The sequence below is a fragment of the Cellulosimicrobium sp. NPDC057127 genome (assembly GCF_042670945.1).
Taxonomy (GTDB): domain Bacteria; phylum Actinomycetota; class Actinomycetes; order Actinomycetales; family Cellulomonadaceae; genus Cellulosimicrobium.
In genome coordinates, this window is sequence record NZ_JBHUUP010000020.1 from 15594 (window position 1) to 39767 (window position 24174).

Sequence of the window (24174 nt, forward strand, 5' to 3'; positions counted from 1 at the left end):
CCCGGCGCCGGGCGGACCCGGGCGTGGTCGTACGCGCCTGTGGCCGGCAGCCGATCGTGGAGGTTCGTGGCCAGGTCCGCCGAGCGGACCCGGGCCTGCCGTCGTCGCACGGGGGCGGGCGTCGCCCTCGTGCCGGCCGAGGCCGGGACGGGCGCGTGAGGTCAGGACGACCGGGCAACCGATGTACCCGCCCATGGTATCGGACGGACGGCGGGGCGGTACGGGACGCGCGCGGGGCCGTCCTCCACGCCACTATCCTGGCCGGATGACTGACGTGGACGACGTGACGGGCCCGGCGACCACGGCGACCGCAGACACGCTCCAGCTCCTCGGTCTCGTCGCGTACACCGAGCTCGTGAGCTTCGGCCGGCTCGCCGGCGACGCGGCCCACGCGCCGACGCTGGGGCAGCGCCAGGCGCTGTCGCGCATGGCGGGCGCGCTGCTCGACCGTCAGGAGGCGGTCCTCGTGCGCGTCGCGGAGCTCGGCGGGGACCCGGAGACGTGCATGGCGCCGTACGACGGCCTGTTCGACGACTTCGACGCCCGCACCCCGCCGACGAGCTGGTGGGAGGGCATCCTCAAGGGATACGTCGGGCAGGGCGTGGCCGACGACTTCTGCCTGCTCGCGGCCCAGGGGCTCGACGAGCGGTCGCGCGACGTCGTCGTGGGCTCGCTCACGCAGGACGCGCCCGCGGACCGGTCCGCGCCCGTGATCGCCGAGGCGGCGGCGTCGGACGCGGTGCTCGCCTCCCGGCTCGCGCTGTGGGGACGACGCCTCGTCGGCGAGGCGCTCGGCGCCGTCGGGTCGGCCCTCACGGACCACCCCGCGCTCGACCGGCTCCTGGTCGCGGCGGCGCGAGCGGAGGCGGGGGGCGACGAGGCGCCGGCGCCCGTCCAGCCGTGGGTGTTCGCGCGGCTCACCGCCGCTCACACCCGGCGCATGGACCGCCTCGGTCTCGCCGCCTGAGGCGACGGCCGCGGGACGACGACGGGCCGGACGCGCACGGCGTCCGGCCCGGTCGACGAAGCCCGGCGGGCTGGGTCAGAGCGACCCGAAGCCCACCTTGCGCTGCTCCTCGGTGCCGATCTCGACGTACCCGAGGGACGCCGTCGGGACGATCACGCGCCGTCCGCGCGCGTCGGTGAGCTCGAACGCCGGGGCGCCGCCCAGCGCGTCCGAGACCGCCTTGGCCACGGACTCGGGGGACTGGTCGGTGTCGACGACGAGCTCACGAGCCAGGTTCTGCACACCGATCGTGACTTCCACGGGATCTCCTCACAGCGGCCGCGCGCACGCGGCAGGTCGACGGCAGGCCCGCCGACGGGTGGGCCCACCGGCGGCAACGCGAACGATAGTAGTCAGATTCCCGCGCCCGACGCGTGCGGGCCGGGGCGTCGGAGCAGCCCGTGCACGCCGCCCCACACGAGCCGTGGCACCAGTCGCGTGACGTCCTCCGCCGTGCCGGCGCCGTCCGGGCGCACGGCCTCGGTCGCCGCGGCGCGCCCGACGGCGGTGCACGTGCGGGCGAGGAGGAGCGACTCCGGCCCCGTCAGCCCGGTGAGGCGCGCCAGGACGTCGGCGAAGGCGCACGCGATCCGCGCGTCGTGGTCCAGGACGCGCGCCCGGACCGCGGGGTCGCGGAGGACGTCGGGCTCGAAGAGGAGGGTCGAGGAGCGGCCCGCGCGGCGCGCGTAGGCGACGTAGGCGCGGACCACGCCCTCGACGACCGCGAGCCCGTCGCGGGCGAGCGCCTCGTCGTCGCCGGCGCGGGACGCCGTGCCGGACGTCCGGTAGGGGTCGAGCGTCGCGTGCACCTCCCGGACGAGGCGGTCGCCCTGCTCGTCCACGACCGCGAGGTACAGGTCGAGCTTCGACGGGAAGTGCCGGTAGAGCACCGGCTTGCCGACGCCCGCGCGCCCGGCGATGTCGTCCATCGAGATGTGGTGGTAGCCGTGGGAGGCGAAGAGGTCCTCGCCGATCGCGAGCAGCTGCGCGCGCCGCTGCGGGCGGGGCATCCGCGTCCGCGTGGCGGCGCGCGCGACGGCGTGCCCCGCACGCGCCGGCGCTCCCGTCATGCTGCGGAGGATACGGCGCGCCGCCGTCGGGTCGACCAGGCGTCGCGAGGAGTGGGACGATGGGCGCGTGCCTCCCCACGACGCCTCGGCGGAACGACGTCCCCACCGCGCCCGCCGACGCGGTCCGTGGCAGACCGTCGCGGCGCTCGCCTGCGTGGGCGTCGGTCTCGTCGCCGGCGCCGCCACCGCGCAGACGTGGGACGTGCCGGGGGTGGACCGGGGCGTGGTGCCGGTGGCCGCCGCGCTCGTGGAGGCCGCGCCCGACGTGGTCGCCGGGGAGGGCGACGCCGGCGCGCGCGCCAAGGCCACCGCGAGCCGCTCGTCGCGGGTCCGGGACGAGCTGGCGCAGCCGTTCGCGCTCCCCGAGGCGCCGTCCTCCGAGCCGTCGTCCGTCCCGATGCCTCTCACGCCGACGCCTCCGCCGGCCGCCGACGTGCCGCAGGCGCCCGAGGTGCCGCCCGCGCCGACGCCGCCCCCGGCGCCCGAGCCGCCCGTCGCGGAGCCGGGCTCGGGCCTGCTCGGGACGGAGGTCGTGCACGACCTCGGCGGTGCGTTCACGGTGGTGCCCGGCGAGGCGCCCGCGCCCGGCGCAGGGACCGTCCGGTCCGTCCGCGTGGAGGTCGAGGAGGGTCTTCCCGTCGACGGCGAGGTCCTCGCGCAGGCGGTGCTCACCACGCTGAACGACCCCCGGGGGTGGGGGCTGACCGACGGCGTGACGTTCTCCCGCACGGCCGCGGACGACGCCTCGATCCGCGTCGTGCTCGCCAGCCCGGCCACGACCGACCGCCTGTGCGCGCCGCTGCAGACCGAGAGCCTGTACTCGTGCGGCAACTCGGTCACGGGGGTGGCCGTGCTCAACTTCCACCGCTGGGTGAACGGTGCGGCCGACTTCGGCGACGACGTCGCGACCTACCGCCACTACCTCGTCAACCACGAGGTGGGGCACGTGCTCGGCCACGGGCACGAGCCCTGCCCCGCGCCGGGTGCCGTCGCGCCCGTCATGCTCCAGCAGACGATCACCACGGACGGGTGCCTGCCGAACGGCTGGCCGTCGCCGTAGCGCACGCCGGGCGGGAGGTGTCGGAGGCTCGTGGTGGGATCGGGACCGTGCTCCGGACCACCCCGCCCCGTCTCGTCCCGCGGGACGTCGACCTCGAGGCCCGCGTCGAGCTCGACGCGTCGCAGCGTGCGGCGGTGGAGGCGGCGTCGCTCCCGGGCGCCACGCTGGTCGTCGGAGCACCGGGCACGGGCAAGACGACCGTGGCCCACGAGGTCGTGCTGGCGGCGCTCGCGGCCGGCGCCGACCCGGGCCGGGTCCTGCTGCTCGCCGCGTCGCGGCGCGCGGCGGCCGCCGCGCGCGACCGGCTCTCCGCGCACGCGCGGCGCACGGTCGGCGCGCCGATGGTGCGCACGGCGGCGTCGACCGCCTTCTCCGTCCTGCGCGAGCGCGCCGCCGCGCTGGGCGAGGCGGTGCCCACGCTGATCTCCGGGCCCGAGCAGGACCTCGTCCTGGCGGAGCTGCTCGAGGGCCACCTGGCGGGTGAGGGCGCCCCGCTCGCCCTGCCGGACGGGCTCCCGGCGGAGGTGCTGGGGCTGCGCGGGCTGCGTCAGGAGCTCCGGGACCTCCTCATGCGTGCCGCCGAGCGCGGCCTCGCCCCGGTGGAGCTCGAGGCGCTCGGGCGACGGCACGAGCGTCCCGAGTGGGTCCTCGGTGCACAGCTCTACGCGGAGTACCTCGACGTGACGGCGCTGCGCGGGGGCACGCCGGACGCGGGCGCCCGCCTCGACCCGGCCGTCGTCGTGGACGAGGCCGCCGAGGCGCTGCTCGCGTGGGCCGACGAGGTGCCCGACGCTCCCCGGCCCGGCTGGGACCTCGTCGTCGTGGACGACTACCAGGAGGCCACCGTCGCCACCGCGCGGCTGCTGCAGGTGCTGCTGGACGACGGCGCGCGCCTGGTGCTCCTGGCCGACCCGGACTCCGCGGTGCAGGGCTTCCGCGGAGCGAGCCCGGGGCTGGTCGGGCGCGCGTCGGCCCCCCGGCGGCCCGGGACGGACACGCCCGGCGAGATGGGCGCGCGGGTCGCCGTCCTGGGGACGGCGTGGCGCCAGCCCGAGGCGCTGCGCGCGGTGACGCGCCGGGTCGCGGCGCAGGTCGGCACGCTGTCCGGTGCGGTGCACCGCGGGGCCGTAGCCCGCGGCCCCGAGGACGCGGGGGCCGAGGTCGCGGTGCTGTCCGGCGCGGCGCAGGAGGCCGCGTTCGTCGCGCGCGAGCTGCGCGCCGAGCACCTGCTGCGCGGGACGCCCTGGCACCGCATGGCGGTGGTCGCGCGCACGGGCGGGCGGCTCGCGGCGCTGCGGCGCGAGCTCGTCGCGGCGTCCGTGCCGGTCACGCTGCTGGGGTCCGACGTCCCGCTGCGCGACGAGCCCGCCGTGTCGCCGTTGCTCGCGGCCGTGCGCGCGTGCGTCGCCCCGGCGGACGGCGGCCCCGCGCTCGACCCGGTGACGGCCTCGTTCCTGCTCACCTCCCCGCTCGGCGGGCTCGACGTCGTCGCGCTGCGCCGTCTGCGCCGGGCGCTGCGCGCCGAGGAGCTCGACGGGGGAGGTGGGAGGTCGTCCGACGCGCTGCTCGTCGAGGTGCTCGAGGACCCGGCGCGCGCGGCGACGCTGCCCGGTCCCGTGCGCCGCGGACCCGTCGCGGTGGCACGCGCCCTGGCCGCCGGCCGTGCCGCGGCCGAGGAGCCGGGCGCGAGCGCGCAGACCGTGCTCTGGGCCGTGTGGGCTGCCACCGGCCTCGCCGAGCGCTGGCGGTCCGCGGCGCTCGACGGCGGTCCGGCGGGCGCGCGCGCCGACCGCGACCTCGACGCGGTCCTCGCGCTGTTCCGGGCGGCGGAGACGTTCGTGGACCGCATGCCCGGGGCTCCGGTCCGGGCGTTCGTCGACTACGTCGCGTCGCAGGACCTCCCCGCGGACTCCCTCGCCGCGCGCGCGAGCGGTGCCGACTCGGTCGCGGCCCTGACGCCGGCGGGCGCCGCCGGCGGCGAGTGGGACGTCGTCGTGGTCGTGGGCGTCCAGGACGGTGTCTGGCCCGACCTGCGGCTGCGCGACTCGCTGCTCGGGTCGCAGGCGCTCGTGGAGCTCCTCGCCGGCCGCTCCCACGACGCGCGCGGCGTCGGCCCGGAGGCGCGCGCGCAGGTGCTCGCCGACGAGCTCCGCGCGTTCGTCGTCGCCACGTCCCGCGCGACGCGCCGCCTCGTCGTCACCGCGGTCGAGGACAGCGAGGACGCACCGTCCGTCTTCTGCGACCTCGTCGTGCCGCCGACGGGCCCCGACGGCCCGGCAGGTCCGGGTGACGGACCCGACGGTCCGTCGGGCGGGACGAACCGTCAGGACGGGCCGTCCGGGGCGGGGACGGGCGGCGTGGGCGGCGTGCGCCGGCACGTCGACGTGGGCGCCCCTCTCGACCTGCGGGGCCTCGTCGCCGCCGCGCGCTCGGCGCTGGTCGCTGACGCGGCGCGCCAGGACGCGGGCGCGACCGGTCCGGACGACCCGGGCCCGCCCGGGACGCCGGCGGGGGAGGCCGCCCGTCTGCTCGCGGACCTCGGCGCGCTCGGCGTCGCCGAGGCGCGGCCGGAGACGTGGTACGGCGTCGCGCCGGTCTCCAGCACGAGCCCCTTGCGTGCGGACGACGAGACGGTCACCGTCTCGCCGTCGAAGGTCGAGACGGTCGCCACGTGCGCGCTGCGCTGGTCGCTCGAGGCGGCGGGCGGCACCGCGCCCGACGCGGCGCACCAGAACCTCGGCACGCTCGTGCACTCGATCGCCGAGAGCGCGCCGTCGGGCTCGCTGACGGACCTGCGCGCGGAGCTCGACCGGCGCTGGCCGGAGCTCGCGCTGCCCGAGGGCTGGCCCTCGCGCCAGCTGCGCCGCCGCGCGGACCGCATGGTCGAGAAGCTCGCCGCGTACCTCGCCGAGGCGGGGGAGCCGGTGCTCGTCGAGCCGTCGTTCGACCTGACCGTGGGTCGCGCGCGCCTGCGCGGCACGATCGACCGGGTCGAGGACGCCGGCGAGGGGAAGGTGCGCGTCGTCGACCTCAAGACCGGCCGCCGCACGGCGACGAAGGCCGAGGGCGCCGAGCACCCGCAGCTGGGCGCATACCAGCTCGCCGTCGAGGCGGGCGGGCTCGACCTGCCGGAGGGCACGCGCAGCGCGGGCGCCCAGCTCGTGTACGTGGGCAGCACGCACGTCGGTCACGCCGTCGTCGCCCAGCCGGCCCTGGACCCCGCGCCGGACGGCTCGAGCTGGGCGCGCGACCTCGTCGAGGACGCGGCGGCGACCATGGCGTCGTCGACGTTCACGGCACGTCAGAACGGGCTGTGCGAGGTGTGCCCCGTGCGGCGCTCGTGCCCCGTGCAGCCCGAGGGCAGGAAGGTCGTGGCATGAGCAGCGAGCTCTTCGAGCTGCCGGACGACGCGCAGCCGGCCGTGCGGCTCCTCGACGCGGCGGACGCCCCGACGGCGGACCCGGGCACCGGCGCGGGCACGGGTACGCCGGGCACGCCGACGCTCTCGGCGACCGCGATCGCGGACCTGCTCGGCCGGCCGCGCCCGACGCCCGAGCAGGTCGAGGTCATCGAGGCGCCGCTCGACCCGGCCCTCGTGGTCGCCGGCGCCGGCTCGGGCAAGACGGAGACGATGGCCGCGCGCGTCGTCTGGCTCATCGCGAACGGGCTCGTGGCGCCCGACGCGGTGCTGGGCCTGACCTTCACGCGCAAGGCCGCGGGCGAGCTCGCGGAGCGCGTCCAGACCCGGCTCGCGCAGCTCGCCCGTGCCCGCGGTACGGCCACGTCGGCGCTCACGGTGCTCGAGCGCCCCACGGTCGCGACGTACAACGCGTACGCGGCGTCCCTCGTCGCGGACCACGGGCTGCGGGTGGGCATCGAGCCGGGCGCACGGCTCCTCGGCGAGGCGCAGCAGTGGCAGCTCGCGTCCGAGGTCGTCGAGAGCTGGGACGACGACCTGGGCACCGACCGGGCGGTGAGCACGGTCGTGGCGGCCGTGCTCGGCCTGTCCGGCGCGCTGGGCGAGCACCTCCTCGAGCCGCTGGACGCGCGCGAGCGGCTCGCGGACATCGCCGAGACCCTCGACGGCCTCCCGCTCGGCCCGAGACAGAAGGCGCGCACCAAGGAGGTCGCCAAGCTCGTCGGCGACGTCGCGGAGAGGGTCCGGCTCCTCGACGTCGTCGCGGAGTACCGGCGCCGCAAGCGCGCCACCGACTCGCTCGACTTCGGCGACCAGGTCGCGCTCGCCGCGCGGCTCGCGCGCGAGGTGCCGGTCGTCGGCGCGACCGAGCGCGCGCGGTACCGCGTCGTCCTGCTGGACGAGTACCAGGACACCTCCCACGCGCAGGTCGAGCTCCTCGCCGGGCTGTTCGGCGGCGGCCACGCGGTGACGGCCGTCGGCGACCCGCACCAGTCGATCTACGGCTGGCGGGGCGCGAGCGCCGGCGGCCTGGCGCGGTTCCCCGACCGGTTCCGTCGCTCGGACGGTGCCGGCGCAGCCGTGCACTACCTGTCGACGTCGTGGCGCAACGACGCCGCGGTGCTCGCCGCGGCCAACGTGACCTCCGCACCGCTGCGCGGCGACGGGGGTCCCGGCGGAGCGGTGGCCGTGCCCCCGCTGTCGTTGCGCCCGGGAGCCGGGCCGGGCGCGGTGAGCGCGCACGTCGCGGGCACCGCCGAGGAGGAGGCGGCGGCCGTCGCCGACTTCGTCGCCGCGCGGTGGCGCCCGGGACGGGCACCGGGAGGGCGTGTCACCGCGGCGGTGCTGTGCCGCAAGCGCAGCCAGTTCGCGGCCCTGGAGGTGGCGCTGCGCCGTCGCGGCCTGCCGGTCGAGGTCGTCGGGCTCGGCGGCCTGCTCACGACACCCGAGGTGGTGGACGTCGTGACCCTCCTGGAGGCGGTGCACGACCCCTCGCGCGGCGACGCGCTCGTGCGGCTCCTCACCGGTCCTCGCGTCAACCTCGGTGCGGCGGACCTGCACGCCCTCGGCGCGCACGCCGCCGACCTCGCCCGCCTCGACGGCGGACCGGGACGGCTCCCGCGCGACCGGCGCGGGACCACCGCGGGGGACGGCGGCACGCCCCCGGCGGTCGTGGAGGGCGACGTCGTCGACCACCGCTCGATCGTGGACGCGCTCGACGACCTGCCCGCGCCGGGCGCGGCGGCGACCGACGGGCGCGTGCTCGGCGCCGCGGCCCACGCCCGGCTGACGGCACTCGCCGACGTCCTGCGCACGCTGCGCGGGCTGACCTACCTGTCGCTGCCCGAGCTCGTCGTCGAGGCCGAGCGGGCGCTCGGTCTCGACGTGGAGGCGGCGACCACCGCCGCGCTGCTCGCGACCCCGGGGCTCGCGGACCCCGACGCCGTGAGCGACCGCGCGCGCGAGCACCTCGACGCGTTCCGTGACGTCGCGGCGACGTTCGCGCAGACGGCCGACGTCGCGACCCTCGGGGCGTTCCTCGCGTGGCTCGGCGTGGCGACGTCGCGCGAGAACGGCCTCGACCTGCCCGTGCGCGAACCCGACCCGGACGCCGTGCAGGTCATCACCGCGCACGCCGCCAAGGGCCTCGAGTGGGACGTCGTGGCGGTGCCCGGGCTCGTCGACGGCGTGTTCCCGACGGTCGCGCGGTCCGCCTCCGGGACACGCGCGGACAGCGGCTGGCTGACGGACGTCGCGCAGCTCCCGTACCCGCTGCGCGGCGACGCCGCGGACCTGCCGGCGTTCCGCTACGACCTCGCGAGCGACACGAAGGACCTCGTCGCGCGCCGCGACGCGTTCCGGGCCGAGTGCGGCGAGCACCAGCTCGCCGAGGAACGGCGGCTGGCCTACGTCGCGTTCACGCGCGCGCGGCGCGAGCTCCTGCTGACCGCCGCCTGGTGGCAGGGCGGGTCGAACCCGCGCGCGCTGTCGCCGTTCCTGCTCGAGCTCGCCGAGGCGGGGACGGTCACGACCGACGGCTGGGCGCCCGTCCCCGAGCCGGGTGCCACGAACCCGCTCGAGGACGTCGAGATCACCGCGACCTGGCCGGCGGGCGACGACGCCGCCCCGGGTTCGGCGCGCGCGGTGCTGCGCGCGACCGCCGAGCGCGTGGCCCGCGCGGCCGCGGGACGTGGCCGCGCCCGGTCCGGTGCGCGGGACACCGAGGAGGACGGCTCCGCGGCCGGCCTCACCGCGCGCGAGGGCGTGCTCGTCGACGCCGACGGACGGGACCTCGTGGCGCTCGCGCGCGTGCTCCTCGCCGAGCGGGCCGACCGCGCGGACCGGGACGTCGCCCTGCCGGCGCACGTGTCGGCGTCCGGGCTCGTGCGGCTCGCGAGCGACCGCGCGGAGTACGCCCTGCACCTGCGCCGGCCGGTGCCGGGCGAACCCACCGTGCACGCCCGGCGCGGGACCCAGTTCCACCTGTGGGCCGAGCGGTACTTCCGGGCCTCGTCCCTGCTCGACGTCGACGACCTCCCCGGCGCCGACGACGAGGACATCGACCCGGACCAGGACCTCGAGGCGCTCCAGCGCACGTTCCTCGCGTCGTCGTGGGCGGCACGCACGCCGGTCGCGGTCGAGGTCGACGTCGAGACGCCGGTCGGGTCCACCGTGCTGCGCTCACGCATCGACGCGGTGTTCCCCGAGCTCCCGGAGCACGCCGGCGGCGCGAGGGACGCGGTCGTCGTCGTCGACTGGAAGACCGGCCGTGCGCCGTCCGACCCGCAGGCCCGTCGCAACCGCGAGGTGCAGCTCGCCGTGTACCGGCTCGCGTGGTCCCGGTGGTCCGGCCTGCCCCTGGAGAAGGTGCACGCGGCCTTCTACCACGTCGCCTCCGACGAGACGGTGCGCCCCGACCGGCTGCTCGGCGAGGCGGAGATCGAGGCGTTGCTGCGCGGGTGAGCGCTCCGCGACGCTGCTCGGTCGGGAGCGGTCGGGCTCGGTCGGTCGCGCTCCGTCAGTCGTCGGCCTCGCGGGTCGCGTCCTCGAGCTCGGCCAGCATGTCGAGCGCGTCGGCGACGACGTCGTCGAGCCCGTGCCGCACGCCGTGCAGCAGCCAGCGCGCGACGGCGAGCTCGCCGATCAACAGCGCGCGGTCCGTCAGGTGCTGGTCGGTGAGCTCGGTGCGGCGCAGCTGGTACGCCTCCATGACGGAGTCCACCGCCTCGGGCGGTGCGGACACGAGAAGCCACGCGAGGTCGTCGGCGGGGTCGGCGACGCGTGCGTCGGCCCAGCCCGTGACCGTCGTGACGCGCCCGCGGGAGACCAGCACCTGGTCCGGGCCGAGGTCCCCGTGCACCACGACCGGCTGGAAGCGCCAGAGCGAGACGTCCTCGAGCGCAGCCTCCCAGCGCCGCAGCAGCGCGGCCGGGACCCTGCCGGTGGCGGCGGCCTCGTCGAGCTCCGCCATACGGCGCTCGCGGTACGTCTCCGCGTCGTAGGTCGGCAGACCGGCGTCGTCCACGACCCGGCGCGGCAGCTCGTGGACGGAGGCGATGACCCGGCCGAGGTCGGCGGCGAGGCCGGGCCCCGGGCGCAGTCCCTCGACGTCGAGCGGTGCGCCCTCGACCGCCGGGTGCACGACGGCGCGCCCGCCCTCCGGCAGCGGTGCCGACCCGCTGATGCGCGGGACCGCGAACGAGAGCACGCCGGACGCCACGTAGTGCTGCAGGGACGCGAGCAGCTCGGTCTCCGCCTCGAGCGCGGCCCCCGCCTGCAGGCTGCGCGGTGCTCGCACCGTCCAGCGCGCACCCTCCCCGTCGGTGACGACGGCGGCGTCGTAGTCGCCCGGATCCGGCGCGGGGCGCGCGGAGCGCACGTCCAGGCCGGGCACGGCGGCCGTGGCGAGCGCGGCGAGGGTGAGGGGTGAGCGGGGCACGGGACCAACGTAGTCGTTCGGCGCACGTGCCTGCCCGTCCACGCCGACGGCTGCGGCGGGGGACGCGGCGAGGGCCTACGGTCGACGGGTGAGCCCCGACCACCGCGCGTCCCGCACCCTGCCCCAGCCCCTCGACGCCGCCGCCGTGGACCGGGCGGCGCACCGGCGGACGGAGCCGCACCTCGTCTCCCGCCTGCGCGGCGAGGCGACGACGCGCACGGTCCTCGTGCACCGGGGCCGGCTCGCGGTCGCGCACGACGGCGGGCTCGCGCTGCTGCCACCGGGAGACCTCTCCGCCGTCCCCGCGCCGGACGACGGGGAGCGACCCCGGTGGTTCTTCCTCGGCGAGGCGACCGGCGAGGGGGCGGTGTCGGGCCGCGCGCCGACGTCGTACCTCGCGCTCGTGCTGCCCGACGACGCGGACGCCGAGGACGTGGACATCGAGGGCGTCGACCCGGCGGGACCGCTCGCCGTGCTCGTCCGCGAGCACCCGTGGTCGGGCCTGCGCGAGCTGTCCCCGCGGGTGGACCCCTCGCAGGCCGCGCTCGCGACGGAGGCCGTCGCGCTCGCGGCCTGGCACGCCGCGCACGAGCGGTGCCCGCGCTGCGGCGAGCCGACGACGCTCGAGAACGCGGGCTGGACGCGCCGCTGCGTCGCGCAGGGCACCGAGCTCTACCCGCGCACCGACCCGGCGGTCATCATGGCGGTCGTCCGCGACGAGCCCGAGGAGATGCTGCTGCTCGGGCACGCCGCGCACTGGCCGGAGCGGCGGTTCTCGACGCTCGCCGGGTACGTCGAGCCGGGGGAGTCGCTCGAGAACGCCGTGCGGCGCGAGGTGCTCGAGGAGGTCGGGGTCGACGTCGACGAGGTCGCGTACCGGGGGAGCCAGCCGTGGCCCTTCCCCGCCTCCCTCATGGTGGGCTTCGTCGCCCGCGCGCGCACCACCGAGCTGCGGCCCGACGGCGTCGAGCTCACCGACGCGCGGTGGTTCACGCGCGCCGAGCTCGAGCGGGACGTGCGGTCGGGCGAGGTGCTGCTCCCGGGCCACGGGTCGATCGCGCGCGCCCTCGTCGAGGAGTGGTTCGGCGGGGCGCTGCCCGGCGCCTGACGCCGGACCGGCGCGACCTCGGGCGGCGCCGGTCCGGAGGAGCGGCGGTCAGGCCGCGAGGCGCTGCTTCACCTCGGCAAGGGAGGGGTTCGTCGCGGCGGAACCGTCCGGGAACACGACCGTCGGCACGGTCTGGTTGCCGTCGTTGACCTGCTCGACGAACGCGGCCGTGCCCGGGTCCTCCTCGATGTTGACCTCGGTGTACCCGATGCCCGCGGACTCGAGCTGCGTCTTGAGCCGACGGCAGTAGCCGCACCAGCTCGTCGAGTACATGACGATCGAGCCGGGGGCGGGCGTGGTCGGGGCGGTGGCCATCGTGGAGGTCTCCTCGTGCGCTCGGGTCGGGCTGCGGTCGCAGCCTCGCGTCCGCTGGTCAACACCGCACCCGGCGCCCGTTGTTCCCGCAGGCTGTCCCCAGGGGACCGGCGGAGCGTGCCCCGTGTGGGACCGGGCTGCGAGAATCGGCGGTGATGTCCACGTCACCGCTCCCGTCCCGCTCGTCCGCCCCGGCCGGCGCACCCGCCTCCACGCTGCGCTCGGCCGACGCGATCCTCGACGCCCTCGACCCGGACCAGCGGGACGTCGCTCTCGCGCTGCACGGACCGGTGTGCGTCCTCGCCGGTGCCGGCACGGGCAAGACGCGGGCCATCACGCACCGCATCGCGTACGGCGTACGCACGGGCGCGTACACACCGACGTCGGTGCTGGCCGTGACGTTCACCGCACGGGCCGCGGGGGAGATGCGCACCCGCCTGCGCGAGCTCGGCGCGACGGGCGTGCAGGCGCGCACCTTCCACGCGGCGGCCCTGCGCCAGCTCGGGTACTTCTGGCCGAAGGTCGTGGGTGGTGCGCCGCCCCGCATCCTCGAGCACAAGGCGTCGGCGGTGGCCGAGGCGGCGCGGCGGCTGGGGATCGGCGTGGACCGGGTCGCGGTGCGCGACCTGTCCTCGGAGGTCGAGTGGGCCAAGGTCTCGCTCGTGACCGCCGACGACTACGTGCGCGCGTGCGCCGCGATCGACCGGGACCCGCCCGCGGGCTACGACCACCAGACGGTCGCACGTCTCATCACCGCGTACGAGGACGTCAAGACGGAACGCTCCGTCATCGACTTCGAGGACGTGCTCCTCATGCTCGGCGACATGCTCGCCACCCAGGGCCGCGTCGCGGACGAGGTGCGCCGCCAGTACCGCCACTTCGTCGTCGACGAGTACCAGGACGTCTCCCCGCTCCAGCAGTTCGTGCTGGACCAGTGGCTCGGGGGCCGGGACGAGCTGTGCGTCGTGGGCGACCCGTCCCAGACGATCTACTCCTTCACCGGCGCGACGCCGCACCACCTGCTCACGTTCTCGCGCACGCACCCCGGCGCGCAGGTCATCCGCCTCGTGCGCGACTACCGGTCGACGCCGCAGGTGGTCCACCTCGCGAACCAGCTCCTCGCGCGAGCCGGCCGCGCCGGCGGCGCGCACCAGGCGCTCGAGCTCGTCGCGCAGCGCCCGTCCGGGCCACCGGTGTCCTACACGGCGTACGACGACGACGACAGCGAGGCGAAGGGCGTCGCCGAGCGCGTCGGTCGGCTCCTGGCCGCGGGCACCCGCGCCAGCGAGATCGCGGTGCTCTACCGCACGAACGCCCAGTCGGAGGCGTTCGAGTCGGCGCTCGCGGACGCAGGGATCGGCTACCTGGTGCGCGGGGGCGAGCGCTTCTTCCAGCGCAAGGAGGTGCGCGACGCCATCGTCCTCCTGCGTGGCGCCGCACGCTCGGCCGACCCGGACGTCCCGATGCCGGAGACGGTGCGCGACGTGCTCGCCGCAGCCGGGTGGGCACCCGCGCCGCCCGCTGCGCGCGGTGCGGCGAGAGAGCGCTGGGAGTCGATGCAGGCGCTGGTCGCGCTCGCCGACGACCTCGCGGGCGCGGCCCGTGACACCGGGGCGGAGCCCGTGACCGCGCAGGGCTTCGTCGCGGAGCTGGAGGAGCGGGCCGCGGCGCAGCACGCCCCGACCGTGGAGGGCGTGACGCTCGCGTCGCTGCACGCGGCGAAGGGCCTCGAGTGGGACGCGGTCTTCCTCGCCGGGATGAGCGAGGGGCTCATGCCGATCTCCCTGGCGGAGACGGACGAGGCGGTCGCCGAGGAGCGTCGGCTGCTCTACGTCGGGATCACGCGCGCCCGGGAGCACCTCGAGGTCTCGTTCGCACGCTCGCGCAACCCGGGCGGGCGCGCGACGCGGCGCCGGACGAGGTTCCTCGACGGGCTCTGGCCGGACGACCCGAACGCAGCCCGCGGGCGGCGGTCACGCCCGGGCCAGGCACGCGTGCAGCTCTCGGGGGAGTACGACCGCGAGCTGTTCGACCGGCTCCGCGAGTGGCGGCTGCAGGTGGCGCAGGAGACCGACAAGCCCGCGTTCACGGTGCTCGTGGACGCGACGCTCGCCGCGATCGCCGAGACCCGTCCGCGGACCGTCCCGGAGCTCGCGCGGATCAACGGGCTCGGGCCCGCGAAGATCGAGCGGTACGGGGCGACGCTCCTCGAGATCGTGGCCCGCGCCGGGTCCTGAGCGACCCGCGCGAGAACTCGCCCGAAAGAAGTCTCGTAAATATGTTGTGCGCCGTCCGACGGGCGGCATATGGTCGTCGAGTCCTGATGGAGCGGGGCGCGCCGAGAGGCGGGTCCCCGAACGGAGAGAGGGGGTGGGTGCTGAGATGAAGAACCAGATCGTGATGACGAGCCTGCTGGATTCCGCGGTCGCGAACGCGGCCACGCCAGGAGGGCTCCGTTTCCGTGTGCGTGCACGCGGGGGCGCCTTCGTCACCCGCCCCGCACCCGACTCCGCCTCCAGGACGCGTCCGGTCTGACCGACCGACACCTTCCAGGCCGCGGAGTCCATCTGGGACCCGCGGCCTTCGTGTTCTCCGGGCACGACTGTCGATGAGGATCGCCGGTGGCTCCCGTCATCACCGACGGGACCGCTGTCCTCAGGGTCCTGTGACGACGACGTTCACACCACGACAGGACATCACTGGAGGACATCGTGCGGCTCACCGCGCTGCTCGACAACATCACGGCCCAGGGCGGTTCCGGCCCCTGGGCACCCCATCAACCCCTCGCCACCCCGCTGGGCGAGAAGGACGTCGCCGAGTTCGACCGGCTCGTGGCCGGCCTCCTGCCGTGCCGGAGCAACGACCCCGAGCTGTGGTTCGCCGAGCGAGCCACCGAGGTCGAGCAGGCCAAGGCGCTGTGCCGCACGTGCCCGCTCGTCGAGGGCTGCCTCGCCGGCGCGCTCGAGCGGCGCGAGCCCTGGGGCGTCTGGGGCGGCGAGGTCTTCGTCGACGGCGTCGTCGTCGCGCGCAAGCGCGGCCGTGGCCGTCCGAGCAAGGCCGAGGTGCTCGCCCGCCAGGCGGAGGAGGCGGCTCGCCGTGAGGACCGGGCGGGCGACGAGGCGTCAGCCTCGGCCCCGGCCGCCTGACGTGCGGGCCGCCACCGGCGAGCCGTCCGGGGGAGCGCTCGCCGGTCCGCCGCACCCGCAGCGGGGGTGGCGGGACGTCTCGCGCAGCCGCGGCACCGCGTCGGGAGCAGGGATCTCGAGGCATGCCGCGGCTGTGCGGGGGACGCTCCCGTCGAGCACCGCGAGCACCTGGGCGGCGGCGAGGGACGCCGCGACGCCGGCCAGCACCGACTCCTCGTGCTGCGGGGCGGCGAGGCCCCGCAGCTGACGGGACACCTGCGGCCAGCACGGGTCGGCGTCGGCACGGTGCAGGTCCGCGCACGTCAGGCACGGGTCCAGGCCCGGCCGCACGAACGGTCCGACGACCACGTCCGCCTCCCGCACGACCACGGACAGGTGGGCGACGCCGTCGCCCACGAGCTCACGGACCCGGGCCGGGTCCGCCGCGTGGTGCTCGACGACGACCACCACGTCGGGGCGCTCCGTCCCGGGCACTTCGCCCGGCTCCGACGCCGGCCCTGCCCCCGTCCGCACGTCGGGAGCGATCTCCTCGATCGTGCGCGCGAGGGCCTTCGCGCGCGACGCGCCCACGTCTCGGACCCGGTAGCCGCCCAGGCCCACGTCGGTGACGAGCACCGGCGACGGGTCGTGCAGGCCGATCGTCCCCACGCCGGCGGTCGCGAGGGTCGTCGCGACGCTCGCCCCCACGCGCCCAAGCCCCACCACGGCGACCGTCGACCGGGCCCGTGCCGCGAGGACGCGGTGCGCCGCGCCGTCGGGCCGAAGCGCCGCAAGCACGCCGCGCTCCGCCTCGCCGCCGCCCGGCGCCGGCGTCGTCGTCCGCCGGGGCGGTGCCGGGACGAGGAGCAGGGCGTCGTCGAGCGCCTGCACGAGCCGCTCGCGACGCGCCGCCGGGACCGCGGGGTCGTCGTCGACCGCGCGGCCCGAGCCGGACAGCGCGAGCAGCCACTCCTCGTCCGCGGCGTCCAGGCCGACGAGACGTACCGCCCAGCGAGGATCGGTGCCGTACTGGATCTCGCCCGGCGCACGCCGCAGGACGGGGGTCGAGGGGCGCAGCACGCGTCGTCCGGGCACGGTTCCTCCTGGGTCGCCACCGGCGGCCCGCTCGGACCGCTGCGCCAGCGTGGCACGCGGGGGCAGTGCTGAGGGCGTCGTCCACAGGTTCGGGGGCGACCGCGGGGCATGACGATCCCTTGACCGGAGCTCGCCCGACGTGGGCGCCGGCCTCCGGGCTTCCCGCGGGGCACCGCGCCTCGGCGGCGTGGGGGCTGCCGTCTCATGGCAAGAACCAGTACGGTCTTGGCGTGGTCCGAGAGACGGTCGTGGAGGTGCGGCGCAGCCGGCGGCGCAAGAGCACCGTGAGCGCCTACCGTGACGGCGACCGCACGATCGTCGCCATCCCGGCGCGCTTCACGCGCGCGCAGGAGCGCGAGTGGGTGCAGCGCATGCTGGACCGGCTCGCGGACTCCGAGCGGCGCCGGAGGCCGTCGGACGAGCAGCTCGCGCGCCGCGCGGCCGACCTCTCGGCGAAGTACCTCGAGGGTCGTGCCCGGCCGACGAGCGTGCGGTGGGCGGCGAACCAGGACCGGCGCTGGGGCTCGTGCACGCTCGTCGACGGGTCGATCCGGATCTCGACGCGCGTGCAGGGGATGCCCGGCTGGGTGCTCGACTACGTCCTGCTCCACGAGCTGGCGCACCTGCTGCACGCCGGCCACGGCCCGGGCTTCTGGCGGCTGCTCGAGTCCTACCCGCGCACCGAGCGGGCGCGCGGCTTCCTCGAGGGCGTGTCCTTCGCCCGCGACGCCGCCGAGGGCGGTGAGGCCGGCACCGACGGCGACGCCGAGCAGGACGTGACCGAGGACGACCTCGACGACGTCGACGGCGACCAGGACTAGGCGGACGCCTCGGGGCGCTCGCCACCTCGACCGTCGTCGCCGTCTCCCGCGCCGTCGTCGCCGTCGCCGTCGCGGTCACCGTCGCTCGCGGCGCGGAAGATCTGCTCGAGCGCCTGGTCGACGTCGGCCTCCTCGGCGCGTGCCGCCTCCCGCCGGGCGCGGTATCCCGCGGGGTCGTCGAGGTCGGTCGCGTCGGGCAGCAGGTCGGGGTGGTCCCAGACCCCGTCGCGACCCGCGGGACCGGACTGCGCCGTGATGAGCGCCCACAGCGCGGCCGCGTCGCGTGACCTGCGGGGCCGTAGCTCGAGGCCGACCAGCGAGGCGAAGGTGTGCTCGGCCGGCCCGCCGGCGGCGCGTCGGCGCCGCAGCATCTCGCGCAGCGGCACGGCGTGCGGCAGGTGGGGGAGCGCCGCGGTCGCGGTCACCTCGTCCACCCAGCCCTCGACGAGCGCCAGCGTCGTCTCGAGGCGCAGCAGCGTGGCCTGCTGCTCGGGCGTGTTCTGCAGCCCGAAGACCCCGCCGGACAGGGCGCGCTGGAGCGCCTGCGTGTCCGTCGGGTCGACGTCGGTCAGCTGCGACTCGAGAGCGTCCAGGTCGATCGTGATGCCGCGCGCGTACGCGTCCACCAGGCCGAGGAGGTGCCCGCGGAGCCAGGCGACGTGCGTGAAGAGTCGCGCGTGGGCCGCCTCGCGGAGCGCGAGGTAGTGCCGGACCTCGTCGGCGGGCGCGTCCAGGCCCTCGGAGAACGCGGCGACGTTGGTCGGGAGCAGCACGGTCGCGGCCCGGTCGAGGAGCGGCAGGCCGACGTCCGTCGCCCCGAACACCTCGCGCGAGAGCGTCCCTGCGGCCTGGCCGACCTGCATGCCGAACACCGCGGACCCGAGCCGGCGCATGAGCGCCGCGGGGTCCCCGCCGATCCCGCCCCCGGGCAGGCCGGGCAGCGAGAACCCGACGGGCGGGGGCGTGTCGTCGACGCCGAGCTGGTCGCCCAGCTGGTCGCGCAGCACCGTCGCGAGCGCGTCGGCGACCGACGCGGCGACCGGCGCGACGAGCGCGTTCCACGCGGGCAGCGTCTCCTCCACCCACTCCGACCGGCTCCACGCGTGCGCGCGCCCGCCCGACGGCGGCAGGTCGGTGACCACGTCCAGCCAGAGCTCGGCGACGGACAGGGCCTGGGTGACGTCGCGCAGCTGCGCGCCGGTCACCGTGGGGTCCCCCTCCGCCACCGCGACCTGGCGCGCGACGTCGTGCGACACGTCGGTGTTGACCGGGCCGTCCGTCGGGGTGGCGAGCAGCCGCTGCACCTGCGCGAGGACGTGCTGGAAGACCTGGGGGTCGGCGGCGGGACCGCCGGCGGCGGCGAGCGCCTGCGGGTCGAACCCGCGGGCGCGCAGCTCGCGCAGCGCCTCGTCGGCGTCCGCACCGAGCATCGAGCGGAGCAGCTCCTCGAAGCCGCGGTCGGCCCCGCCGGCGTCGTCGGGTCCGGGCGTGCGGTCGTCGGGGGGAAGGCTGCTCATGGGAGAACTCCTCACGGTGGCGTCGGGATTCACCGTAACCACGTTCGGGGCCGGGGACGGGCTCCGCGCGACCGCCGCGGGCCGGGTTCGCTCACGGCGCAGCGCCGGGCGCCCGCGCGGTCCTCCGGAAGATCCCAGGATCGTCGGCGATGATGGGGCCCGTGACCGACCGCCCGTCGTTCGACGACCTCCTGCTCGAGGAGCAGCCCCCGCCCCCCGTCACCCGCCGCTCCCTGACCTTCGGCATCTCGCTCCTGGCCACGACGCTGCTCGTCGCGGGTCTCGCGGTGCTGCCCGCGCCGTACGCGGTCCGTGCGCCCGGGCCGACGGAGGACACGCTCGGCGCGCAGGACGGCACGCCGCTCATCTCGGTGACCGGCGCCGAGACCTACGACTCCACGGGCGAGCTGCGGCTGACGACCGTCTCCGTCGCGGGCGGCCCCGGCTACCCGGTGAACCTGGCCCAGGTCGTCCAGGGCTGGCTCGAGCCGTCGCGCTCGGTGCGGCCGGTCGAGGAGGTGTTCCCGCGCGACCGCACGAAGGAGGAGACCGAGCAGCAGAGCCAGGCGGAGATGATCAGCTCGCAGGAGAACGCCACCGTCGCGGCGCTCACCGAGCTCGGCTACGAGGTGCCGGCGACGCTGACGGTGCAGGGCACGAGCCCGGGCACCGGCGCGGAGGGCGTGGTCGAGCCGGGTGACGTCATCGTGTCCCTCGACGGGGCGCCCGTGCCGACCTACGCGGACCTCATCGACGGGCTCGCGGAGGTCCCGCCGGGCGACGACGTGACGCTCGGCGTCGTGCGGGACGGCGAGGAGACGGAGCTGACCGTGACGACGAGCGACGGCGGCGACACCGCGCTGCTCGGCGTGTTCATCGACCCCGCGTTCGAGTTCCCCGTCGACGTGGCGATCCAGATCGACGACATCGGCGGCCCGAGCGCGGGGATGATGTTCGCGCTCGGCATCGTCGACCAGCTCACGCCCGAGGACGAGGCGGACGGGGTGTCGATCGCCGGCACGGGGACCATGAGCGTGGAGGGCGACGTCGGGCCGATCGGCGGCATCCAGCAGAAGCTGTACGGCGCGCGCCGCGACGGCGCGACGTGGTTCCTCGCTCCGGCGGGCAACTGCCCGGAGGTCGTCGGGAACGTTCCCGACGGGCTGGACGTCGTGCGGGTGGCGACGCTGGCGGAGGCGCGGGACGCGATGACGGCCATCGGCGCGGGGGAGGGCGGCACGCTGCCCACGTGCCGGCCCGCCCCCTGAGCTGCCCCGGGGGGCGCGGGGTCAGTCCTCCAGGGTCGCGCGCAGCGCGGTGACGAGGCCCGGTACGAGGTCGGGCCCGGACGCGACGTCGGCCGCGGCGTCGTGCGCGCGAGAGCGGACGGCGCACCAGGCCGGCCCGCCGCGCAGCACGCCGACGGCGACGCGCACGTCCTGCCGGTCCGGGTGGTTCGCGAGGTGGTCCAGGGCGGCGGCGGGGTCCTCGGGCACGCCCTCCTCGGCCGACGGCGGCAGGACGATGCGCTCGACGACGAGGGCCGTGCCGTCGACCGTGCTCGGCCACGCGACGCGCGCGAGCGCGTCCTCGAGGTCCGCCCCGACGTCGAACCCCTCCTGCTCGACGGACAGCACGTGGTGCGGGTCGGCGGCTGCCGCGGCGAGCGCGTCGGGCGGGAGGCGGTGGGCGAGCGAGGGGTCCTCGGCGAGGGCCCGCGCCGTGCTGACCAGGGCGAAGAGGCGCGGCGGGGCGTCCCACCCCGCCGCGGACGCGTGCGTCTCGACCTCGTGGACGGCGAGCGCGAGGGCGCGCTGGGCGGGCGGCAGGCCCGGACTGGCAGGAGCGGGCGCTGCGGGGGCCTCGCCCGTGCCCGGGCGCGGGGTGTCGTCGGCGTTCGGCATCCGCCCATCGTCCCAGAGGGGCGCACCGTCGCACCGCGGGCCCCGGGAGTCCCGCGAGACCGTCCGGCGTGGGAACCTTGGGGGAGGCGTGGGCGTTGTCCCGGTGGGCGAGGCCTGTCGCCGCCCGTGCACGTCCGAGTCACGACGCAAAGAGGTATACCCACCGTGTCATTCGCCGCAGCGCCACGTCGGCCGTCCCCGGGTGGACGACCCAGCCGGCGCCGGAGCCCGATCGGGATCGCGATCGCCGTCGTCGGCGTCCTCGTGGTCCTGCTCCTCCTGCTCGCCCAGTTCTGGACCGAGGTCCTCTGGTTCACCCAGCTCGACTTCGAACGCGTCCTGTGGACGCAGTGGGGCACGCGCATCGCGCTCTTCGTCGGGGGCTTCCTCGTCATGGGCGGGCTGGTGTTCCTGTCGTTCTCCCTGGCCTACCGGTCCCGGCCCATCTACGCGCCGTCGACGCCGGAGCAGGCGACGCTCGACCAGTACCGCGAGGCGATCGAGCCGCTGCGCAAGGTCGTGATGATCGTCGCGCCCGCGCTCGTCGGCTTCTTCGCCGGCGCCGCGGCCGCCTCGCAGTGGCAGACCGTCCTGCTCGCGCTCAACGCCGTGCCGTTCGGCACGACGGACCCGCAGTGGGGCGTCGACCTGTCCTTCTACGTCTTCACGCTGCCGGCAGTGCGGTTCCTCGTGAGCTTCCTCATGGCTGCCGTCATCATCTCGGGCATCGCCGCCGTGGCGACGCACTACCTGTACGGCGGCCTGCGCATCGGCGGCGGGGCGGACGCCGGACCGCGCACGACCACGGCCGCGCGCGTCCAGCTCTCCGTGATCGCCGCGGTCCTCATGGTCCTCATCGCCGCCAACTACTGGCTCGACCGGTACTCGATCCTCACGTCCTCCGGCGACCGGTTCGACGGCGCGTCCTACTCGGACGTGCACGCCGTGATCCCGTCGAAGGCCATCCTCACCGGCGTGGCCCTCTTCGTCGCGGCGCTCTTCGTGGTCGCCGCGGTGCGCGGCAACTGGCGGCTGCCGGCGATCGGCGTCGGCCTCATGGTCGTCTCCGCGATCGCGATCGGCGGGATCTACCCGTCCGTCGTCCAGCGCTTCCAGGTCGCCCCGAACGCGCAGGACTTCGAGGAGGAGTACATCCAGCGCAACATCGACGCGACGCAGGCGGCGTACGGCATCGACGACGTGCGCACCGAGCAGTACAACGCCAACACCGAGGCGGAGGCGGGTGCGCTGCGCGAGGACGCGGACACGACGGCGTCGATCCGCCTGCTCGACCCGGAGATCGTCAGCCCGTCGTTCAGCCAGCTGCAGCAGAACAAGCAGTACTACGGCTTCTCCGAGTCGCTGTCCGTGGACCGGTACACGATCGAGGACGAGAGCCGCGACACGGTCATCGCGGTGCGCGAGCTCAACCAGGACGGCCTCGGCGCCGACCAGCGCAACTGGGTCAACGACCACACGGTCTACACCCACGGCTTCGGCGTGGTCGCCGCGTACGGCAACCAGATCGGCCCGGACGGCCGCCCCGCGTTCTACGAGGGCAGCATCCCCTCCACCGGTGCGTTCACGGAGGCCGGCGGCTACGAGCCCCGGATCTACTTCAGCCCGGAGGCCCCGCAGTACTCGATCGTCGGCGCGCCCGACGGCACGGACCCGTGGGAGCTCGACTACCCGGTCGACGACGCGGGGGGCCAGGTGAACAACACGTTCCCCACGGACGAGATCGCGGCAGGGCCGAGCGTCGGGTCGTTCCTCAACAAGACGCTCTACGCGCTGAAGTTCGGCTCCGAGCAGATCCTGTTCTCCGACCGCGTCACGCCGCAGTCGCAGATCCTGTACGACCGCAGCCCGCGCGACCGCGTCGCGAAGGTCGCGCCGTACCTGACGCTCGACGGGCGCGTGTACCCGGCGGTCGTCGACGGCCGGGTCAAGTGGATCGTCGACGGCTACACGACGAGCAACGGCTACCCGTACTCGACGTCGGAGTCGCTCGACGAGTCGACGGCCGACTCGCTGGTCGCCCAGAACTCGGTCGAGGCGCTCGCGCCGCAGGAGGTCAACTACATCCGCAACTCGGTGAAGGCGACCGTCGACGCGTACGACGGGTCGGTCGACCTGTACGCGTGGGACACCGAGGACCCGGTCCTGCAGGCGTGGACGCAGGTCTTCCCGAGCTCGGTGCAGCCGATCTCGGAGATCAGCGGGGACCTCATGAGCCACCTGCGCTACCCCGAGGACCTGTTCAAGGTGCAGCGCACGCTGCTCGCGAGCTACCACGTCGACGACGCGCGCCAGTTCTTCTCCGGCCAGGACTTCTGGCGCAGCCCGGAGGACCCGACGGCCTCGACGTCCGGCACGGGCGTCGCACCGCTCCAGCCGCCGTACTACCTGACGCTGCAGATGCCGAGCCAGGACGCCCCCACGTTCTCGCTCATGTCGACGTTCATCCCGGGCGGCCAGAGCGACCGGAACATCCTCACCGGCTTCCTCGCGGTCGACGCAGAGCCCGGCAACCAGGACGGACAGCGCTCCGAGGACTACGGCACGCTGCGGCTCCTCGAGCTGCCGCGCAACTCGACCGTGCCGGGACCCGGTCAGGTGCAGAACAACTTCGACTCGAACCCGACGGTGTCGACCGAGCTGAACCTGCTGCGGCAGGGCGACTCGAGCGTCATCAACGGCAACCTGCTGACCCTCCCGGTCGGTGGCGGCCTGCTGTACGTGCAGCCCGTGTACGTGCAGTCGACGCAGGGCACGCAGTTCCCGCTGCTGCGCAAGGTGCTGGTGTCCTTCGGCGACGAGATCGGGTTCGCCGACACGCTGGACGAGGCGCTCGACCAGGTGTTCGGCGGTGACTCCGGCGCGAGCGCCGGGGACGCCGACGGCGGGGTCGACACCGCCGTGCCCGACCAGCCGGCCGACGGGGAGACGCTGGACCCCGACACGGGCGCGGAGGAGCCGGGCGTCGGTGACCCGGGTACCGACCCCGGCGTCACCCCGGACGTCGAGCAGCCCGCGCCCCCGGCCGACGGCGGGGTGAGCGGTGAGGCCCGCACCCGCCTCGACGAGTCGCTGCGGGAGGCGCAGCAGGCCATCGAGGAGGGCCAGGCGGCGCTCGCGGAGGGCGACTTCGCGGCGTACGGCGAGGCGCAGGAGCGCCTGCAGTCGGCACTCGAGGCGGCGCTCGCCGCCGAGGAGGAGCTCGACGCCGCGTCCTCGGAGGGCTGACGCCCGACGGGTCCGGAGGTCGACGGACGGGCGGGACCGCACCAGCGGTCC

Annotated in this window: 17 protein-coding genes; 10 read left to right on the top strand and 7 right to left on the bottom strand. The window is 76.2% G+C overall.

The annotated features are described in order from the left end of the window. Positions 1-265 precede the first annotated feature (265 nt). Positions 266-967, top strand: a complete 702-nt coding sequence (locus tag ACFTZA_RS15810) for a ferritin-like fold-containing protein (RefSeq protein WP_378196972.1) — start codon at positions 266-268, stop codon at positions 965-967. A gap of 75 nt (positions 968-1042) precedes the next feature. On the opposite strand, the gene ACFTZA_RS15815 is transcribed toward ACFTZA_RS15810, so the two are convergent. Beyond that, complete coding sequence (locus tag ACFTZA_RS15815) at positions 1043-1267, bottom strand: DUF3107 domain-containing protein (protein ID WP_378196975.1); 225 nt, start codon at positions 1265-1267, stop codon at positions 1043-1045. A 92-nt stretch (positions 1268-1359) separates the two neighbouring features. Further along, entirely contained in the window at positions 1360-2076 is a 717-nt protein-coding gene (locus tag ACFTZA_RS15820; RefSeq protein WP_378196978.1) for a TetR/AcrR family transcriptional regulator, read from the bottom strand. A gap of 67 nt (positions 2077-2143) precedes the next feature. Between ACFTZA_RS15820 and ACFTZA_RS15825 the strand changes: the two genes are divergently transcribed. From ACFTZA_RS15825 to ACFTZA_RS15835, 3 genes are read left to right on the top strand one after another with little or no spacing between them, the layout of a single operon-like run. After that, the gene (locus ACFTZA_RS15825) at positions 2144-3136 is read left to right on the top strand and encodes a DUF3152 domain-containing protein (RefSeq protein ID WP_378196981.1); all 993 of its coding nucleotides are present in this window, start codon (positions 2144-2146) and stop codon (positions 3134-3136) included. A gap of 47 nt (positions 3137-3183) precedes the next feature. Next, entirely contained in the window at positions 3184-6516 is a 3333-nt protein-coding gene (locus ACFTZA_RS15830; protein ID WP_378196984.1) for a PD-(D/E)XK nuclease family protein, read from the top strand. Continuing rightward, positions 6513-10016 carry a UvrD-helicase domain-containing protein gene (locus tag ACFTZA_RS15835; protein ID WP_378196987.1) on the top strand — a complete coding sequence of 1168 codons (3504 nt, stop codon included), beginning with the start codon at positions 6513-6515 and terminating at the stop codon, positions 10014-10016. The genes ACFTZA_RS15830 and ACFTZA_RS15835 overlap by 4 nt, the downstream gene beginning before the upstream one ends. Positions 10017-10071: 55 nt before the next feature. On the opposite strand, the gene ACFTZA_RS15840 is transcribed toward ACFTZA_RS15835, so the two are convergent. Next, on the bottom strand, positions 10072-10992 hold the full coding sequence (locus tag ACFTZA_RS15840) for a macrolide 2'-phosphotransferase (RefSeq protein ID WP_378196990.1): 921 nt from the start codon (positions 10990-10992) through the stop codon (positions 10072-10074). Between the two features lie 88 nt (positions 10993-11080). Here ACFTZA_RS15840 and nudC point away from each other — a divergent pair, with 88 nt between their 5' ends. Beyond that, complete coding sequence (gene nudC / locus ACFTZA_RS15845) at positions 11081-12100, top strand: NAD(+) diphosphatase (protein ID WP_378196993.1); 1020 nt, start codon at positions 11081-11083, stop codon at positions 12098-12100. Between the two features lie 48 nt (positions 12101-12148). Here the strand turns inward: nudC and ACFTZA_RS15850 are convergent, their stop codons facing one another. Beyond that, positions 12149-12415 (bottom strand): mycoredoxin, encoded by a 267-nt coding sequence (locus ACFTZA_RS15850; RefSeq protein ID WP_378196995.1) that lies wholly within the window; start codon positions 12413-12415, stop codon positions 12149-12151. A 155-nt stretch (positions 12416-12570) separates the two neighbouring features. On the opposite strand from ACFTZA_RS15850, the gene ACFTZA_RS15855 reads away from it, so the two are divergent. Together ACFTZA_RS15855 and ACFTZA_RS15860 are read left to right on the top strand one after the other, a co-directional pair. Further along, positions 12571-14652, top strand: coding sequence for an ATP-dependent helicase (locus ACFTZA_RS15855; protein ID WP_378196998.1), 2082 nt, complete (start codon positions 12571-12573; stop codon positions 14650-14652). Positions 14653-15126: 474 nt separating this feature from the next. Then, positions 15127-15561, top strand: coding sequence for a WhiB family transcriptional regulator (locus tag ACFTZA_RS15860; protein WP_378197000.1), 435 nt, complete (start codon positions 15127-15129; stop codon positions 15559-15561). Here the strand turns inward: ACFTZA_RS15860 and ACFTZA_RS15865 are convergent. Next, a complete protein-coding gene (locus ACFTZA_RS15865) occupies positions 15538-16635 on the bottom strand; it encodes a ThiF family adenylyltransferase (protein WP_378197003.1) in 1098 nt (365 codons plus the stop codon). The genes ACFTZA_RS15860 and ACFTZA_RS15865 overlap by 24 nt on opposite strands. A 230-nt stretch (positions 16636-16865) precedes the next feature. On the opposite strand from ACFTZA_RS15865, the gene ACFTZA_RS15870 reads away from it, so the two are divergent. After that, positions 16866-17456 (top strand): YgjP-like metallopeptidase domain-containing protein, encoded by a 591-nt coding sequence (locus tag ACFTZA_RS15870; protein WP_378197006.1) that lies wholly within the window; start codon positions 16866-16868, stop codon positions 17454-17456. Here the strand turns inward: ACFTZA_RS15870 and ACFTZA_RS15875 are convergent. Further along, entirely contained in the window at positions 17453-18973 is a 1521-nt protein-coding gene (locus ACFTZA_RS15875) for a zinc-dependent metalloprotease (protein ID WP_378197008.1), read from the bottom strand. The genes ACFTZA_RS15870 and ACFTZA_RS15875 overlap by 4 nt on opposite strands. Positions 18974-19134: 161 nt before the next feature. On the opposite strand from ACFTZA_RS15875, the gene ACFTZA_RS15880 reads away from it, so the two are divergent. Then, a complete protein-coding gene (locus ACFTZA_RS15880) occupies positions 19135-20241 on the top strand; it encodes a PDZ domain-containing protein (protein ID WP_378197011.1) in 1107 nt (368 codons plus the stop codon). Positions 20242-20262: 21 nt separating this feature from the next. Here the strand turns inward: ACFTZA_RS15880 and ACFTZA_RS15885 are convergent, their stop codons facing one another. Beyond that, positions 20263-20877 carry a PPA1309 family protein gene (locus ACFTZA_RS15885; protein WP_378197014.1) on the bottom strand — a complete coding sequence of 205 codons (615 nt, stop codon included), beginning with the start codon at positions 20875-20877 and terminating at the stop codon, positions 20263-20265. Positions 20878-21042: 165 nt separating this feature from the next. Between ACFTZA_RS15885 and ACFTZA_RS15890 the strand changes: the two genes are divergently transcribed. Beyond that, the gene (locus ACFTZA_RS15890) at positions 21043-24123 is read left to right on the top strand and encodes a UPF0182 family protein (protein WP_378197017.1); all 3081 of its coding nucleotides are present in this window, start codon (positions 21043-21045) and stop codon (positions 24121-24123) included. Positions 24124-24174 lie beyond the last annotated feature (51 nt).

Excerpts from the sequence above, each read along its gene's own strand:
- ACFTZA_RS15810 (WP_378196972.1), top strand. The coding sequence starts at position 266 with ATGACTGACGTGGACGACGTGACGGGCCCGGCGACCACGGCGACCGCA.
- ACFTZA_RS15820 (WP_378196978.1), bottom strand. The coding sequence starts at position 2,076 with ATGACGGGAGCGCCGGCGCGTGCGGGGCACGCCGTCGCGCGCGCCGCC.
- ACFTZA_RS15835 (WP_378196987.1), top strand. The coding sequence starts at position 6,513 with ATGAGCAGCGAGCTCTTCGAGCTGCCGGACGACGCGCAGCCGGCCGTG.
- ACFTZA_RS15850 (WP_378196995.1), bottom strand. The coding sequence starts at position 12,415 with ATGGCCACCGCCCCGACCACGCCCGCCCCCGGCTCGATCGTCATGTAC.
- ACFTZA_RS15855 (WP_378196998.1), top strand. The coding sequence starts at position 12,571 with ATGTCCACGTCACCGCTCCCGTCCCGCTCGTCCGCCCCGGCCGGCGCA.
- ACFTZA_RS15875 (WP_378197008.1), bottom strand. The coding sequence starts at position 18,973 with ATGAGCAGCCTTCCCCCCGACGACCGCACGCCCGGACCCGACGACGCC.
- ACFTZA_RS15885 (WP_378197014.1), bottom strand. The coding sequence starts at position 20,877 with ATGCCGAACGCCGACGACACCCCGCGCCCGGGCACGGGCGAGGCCCCC.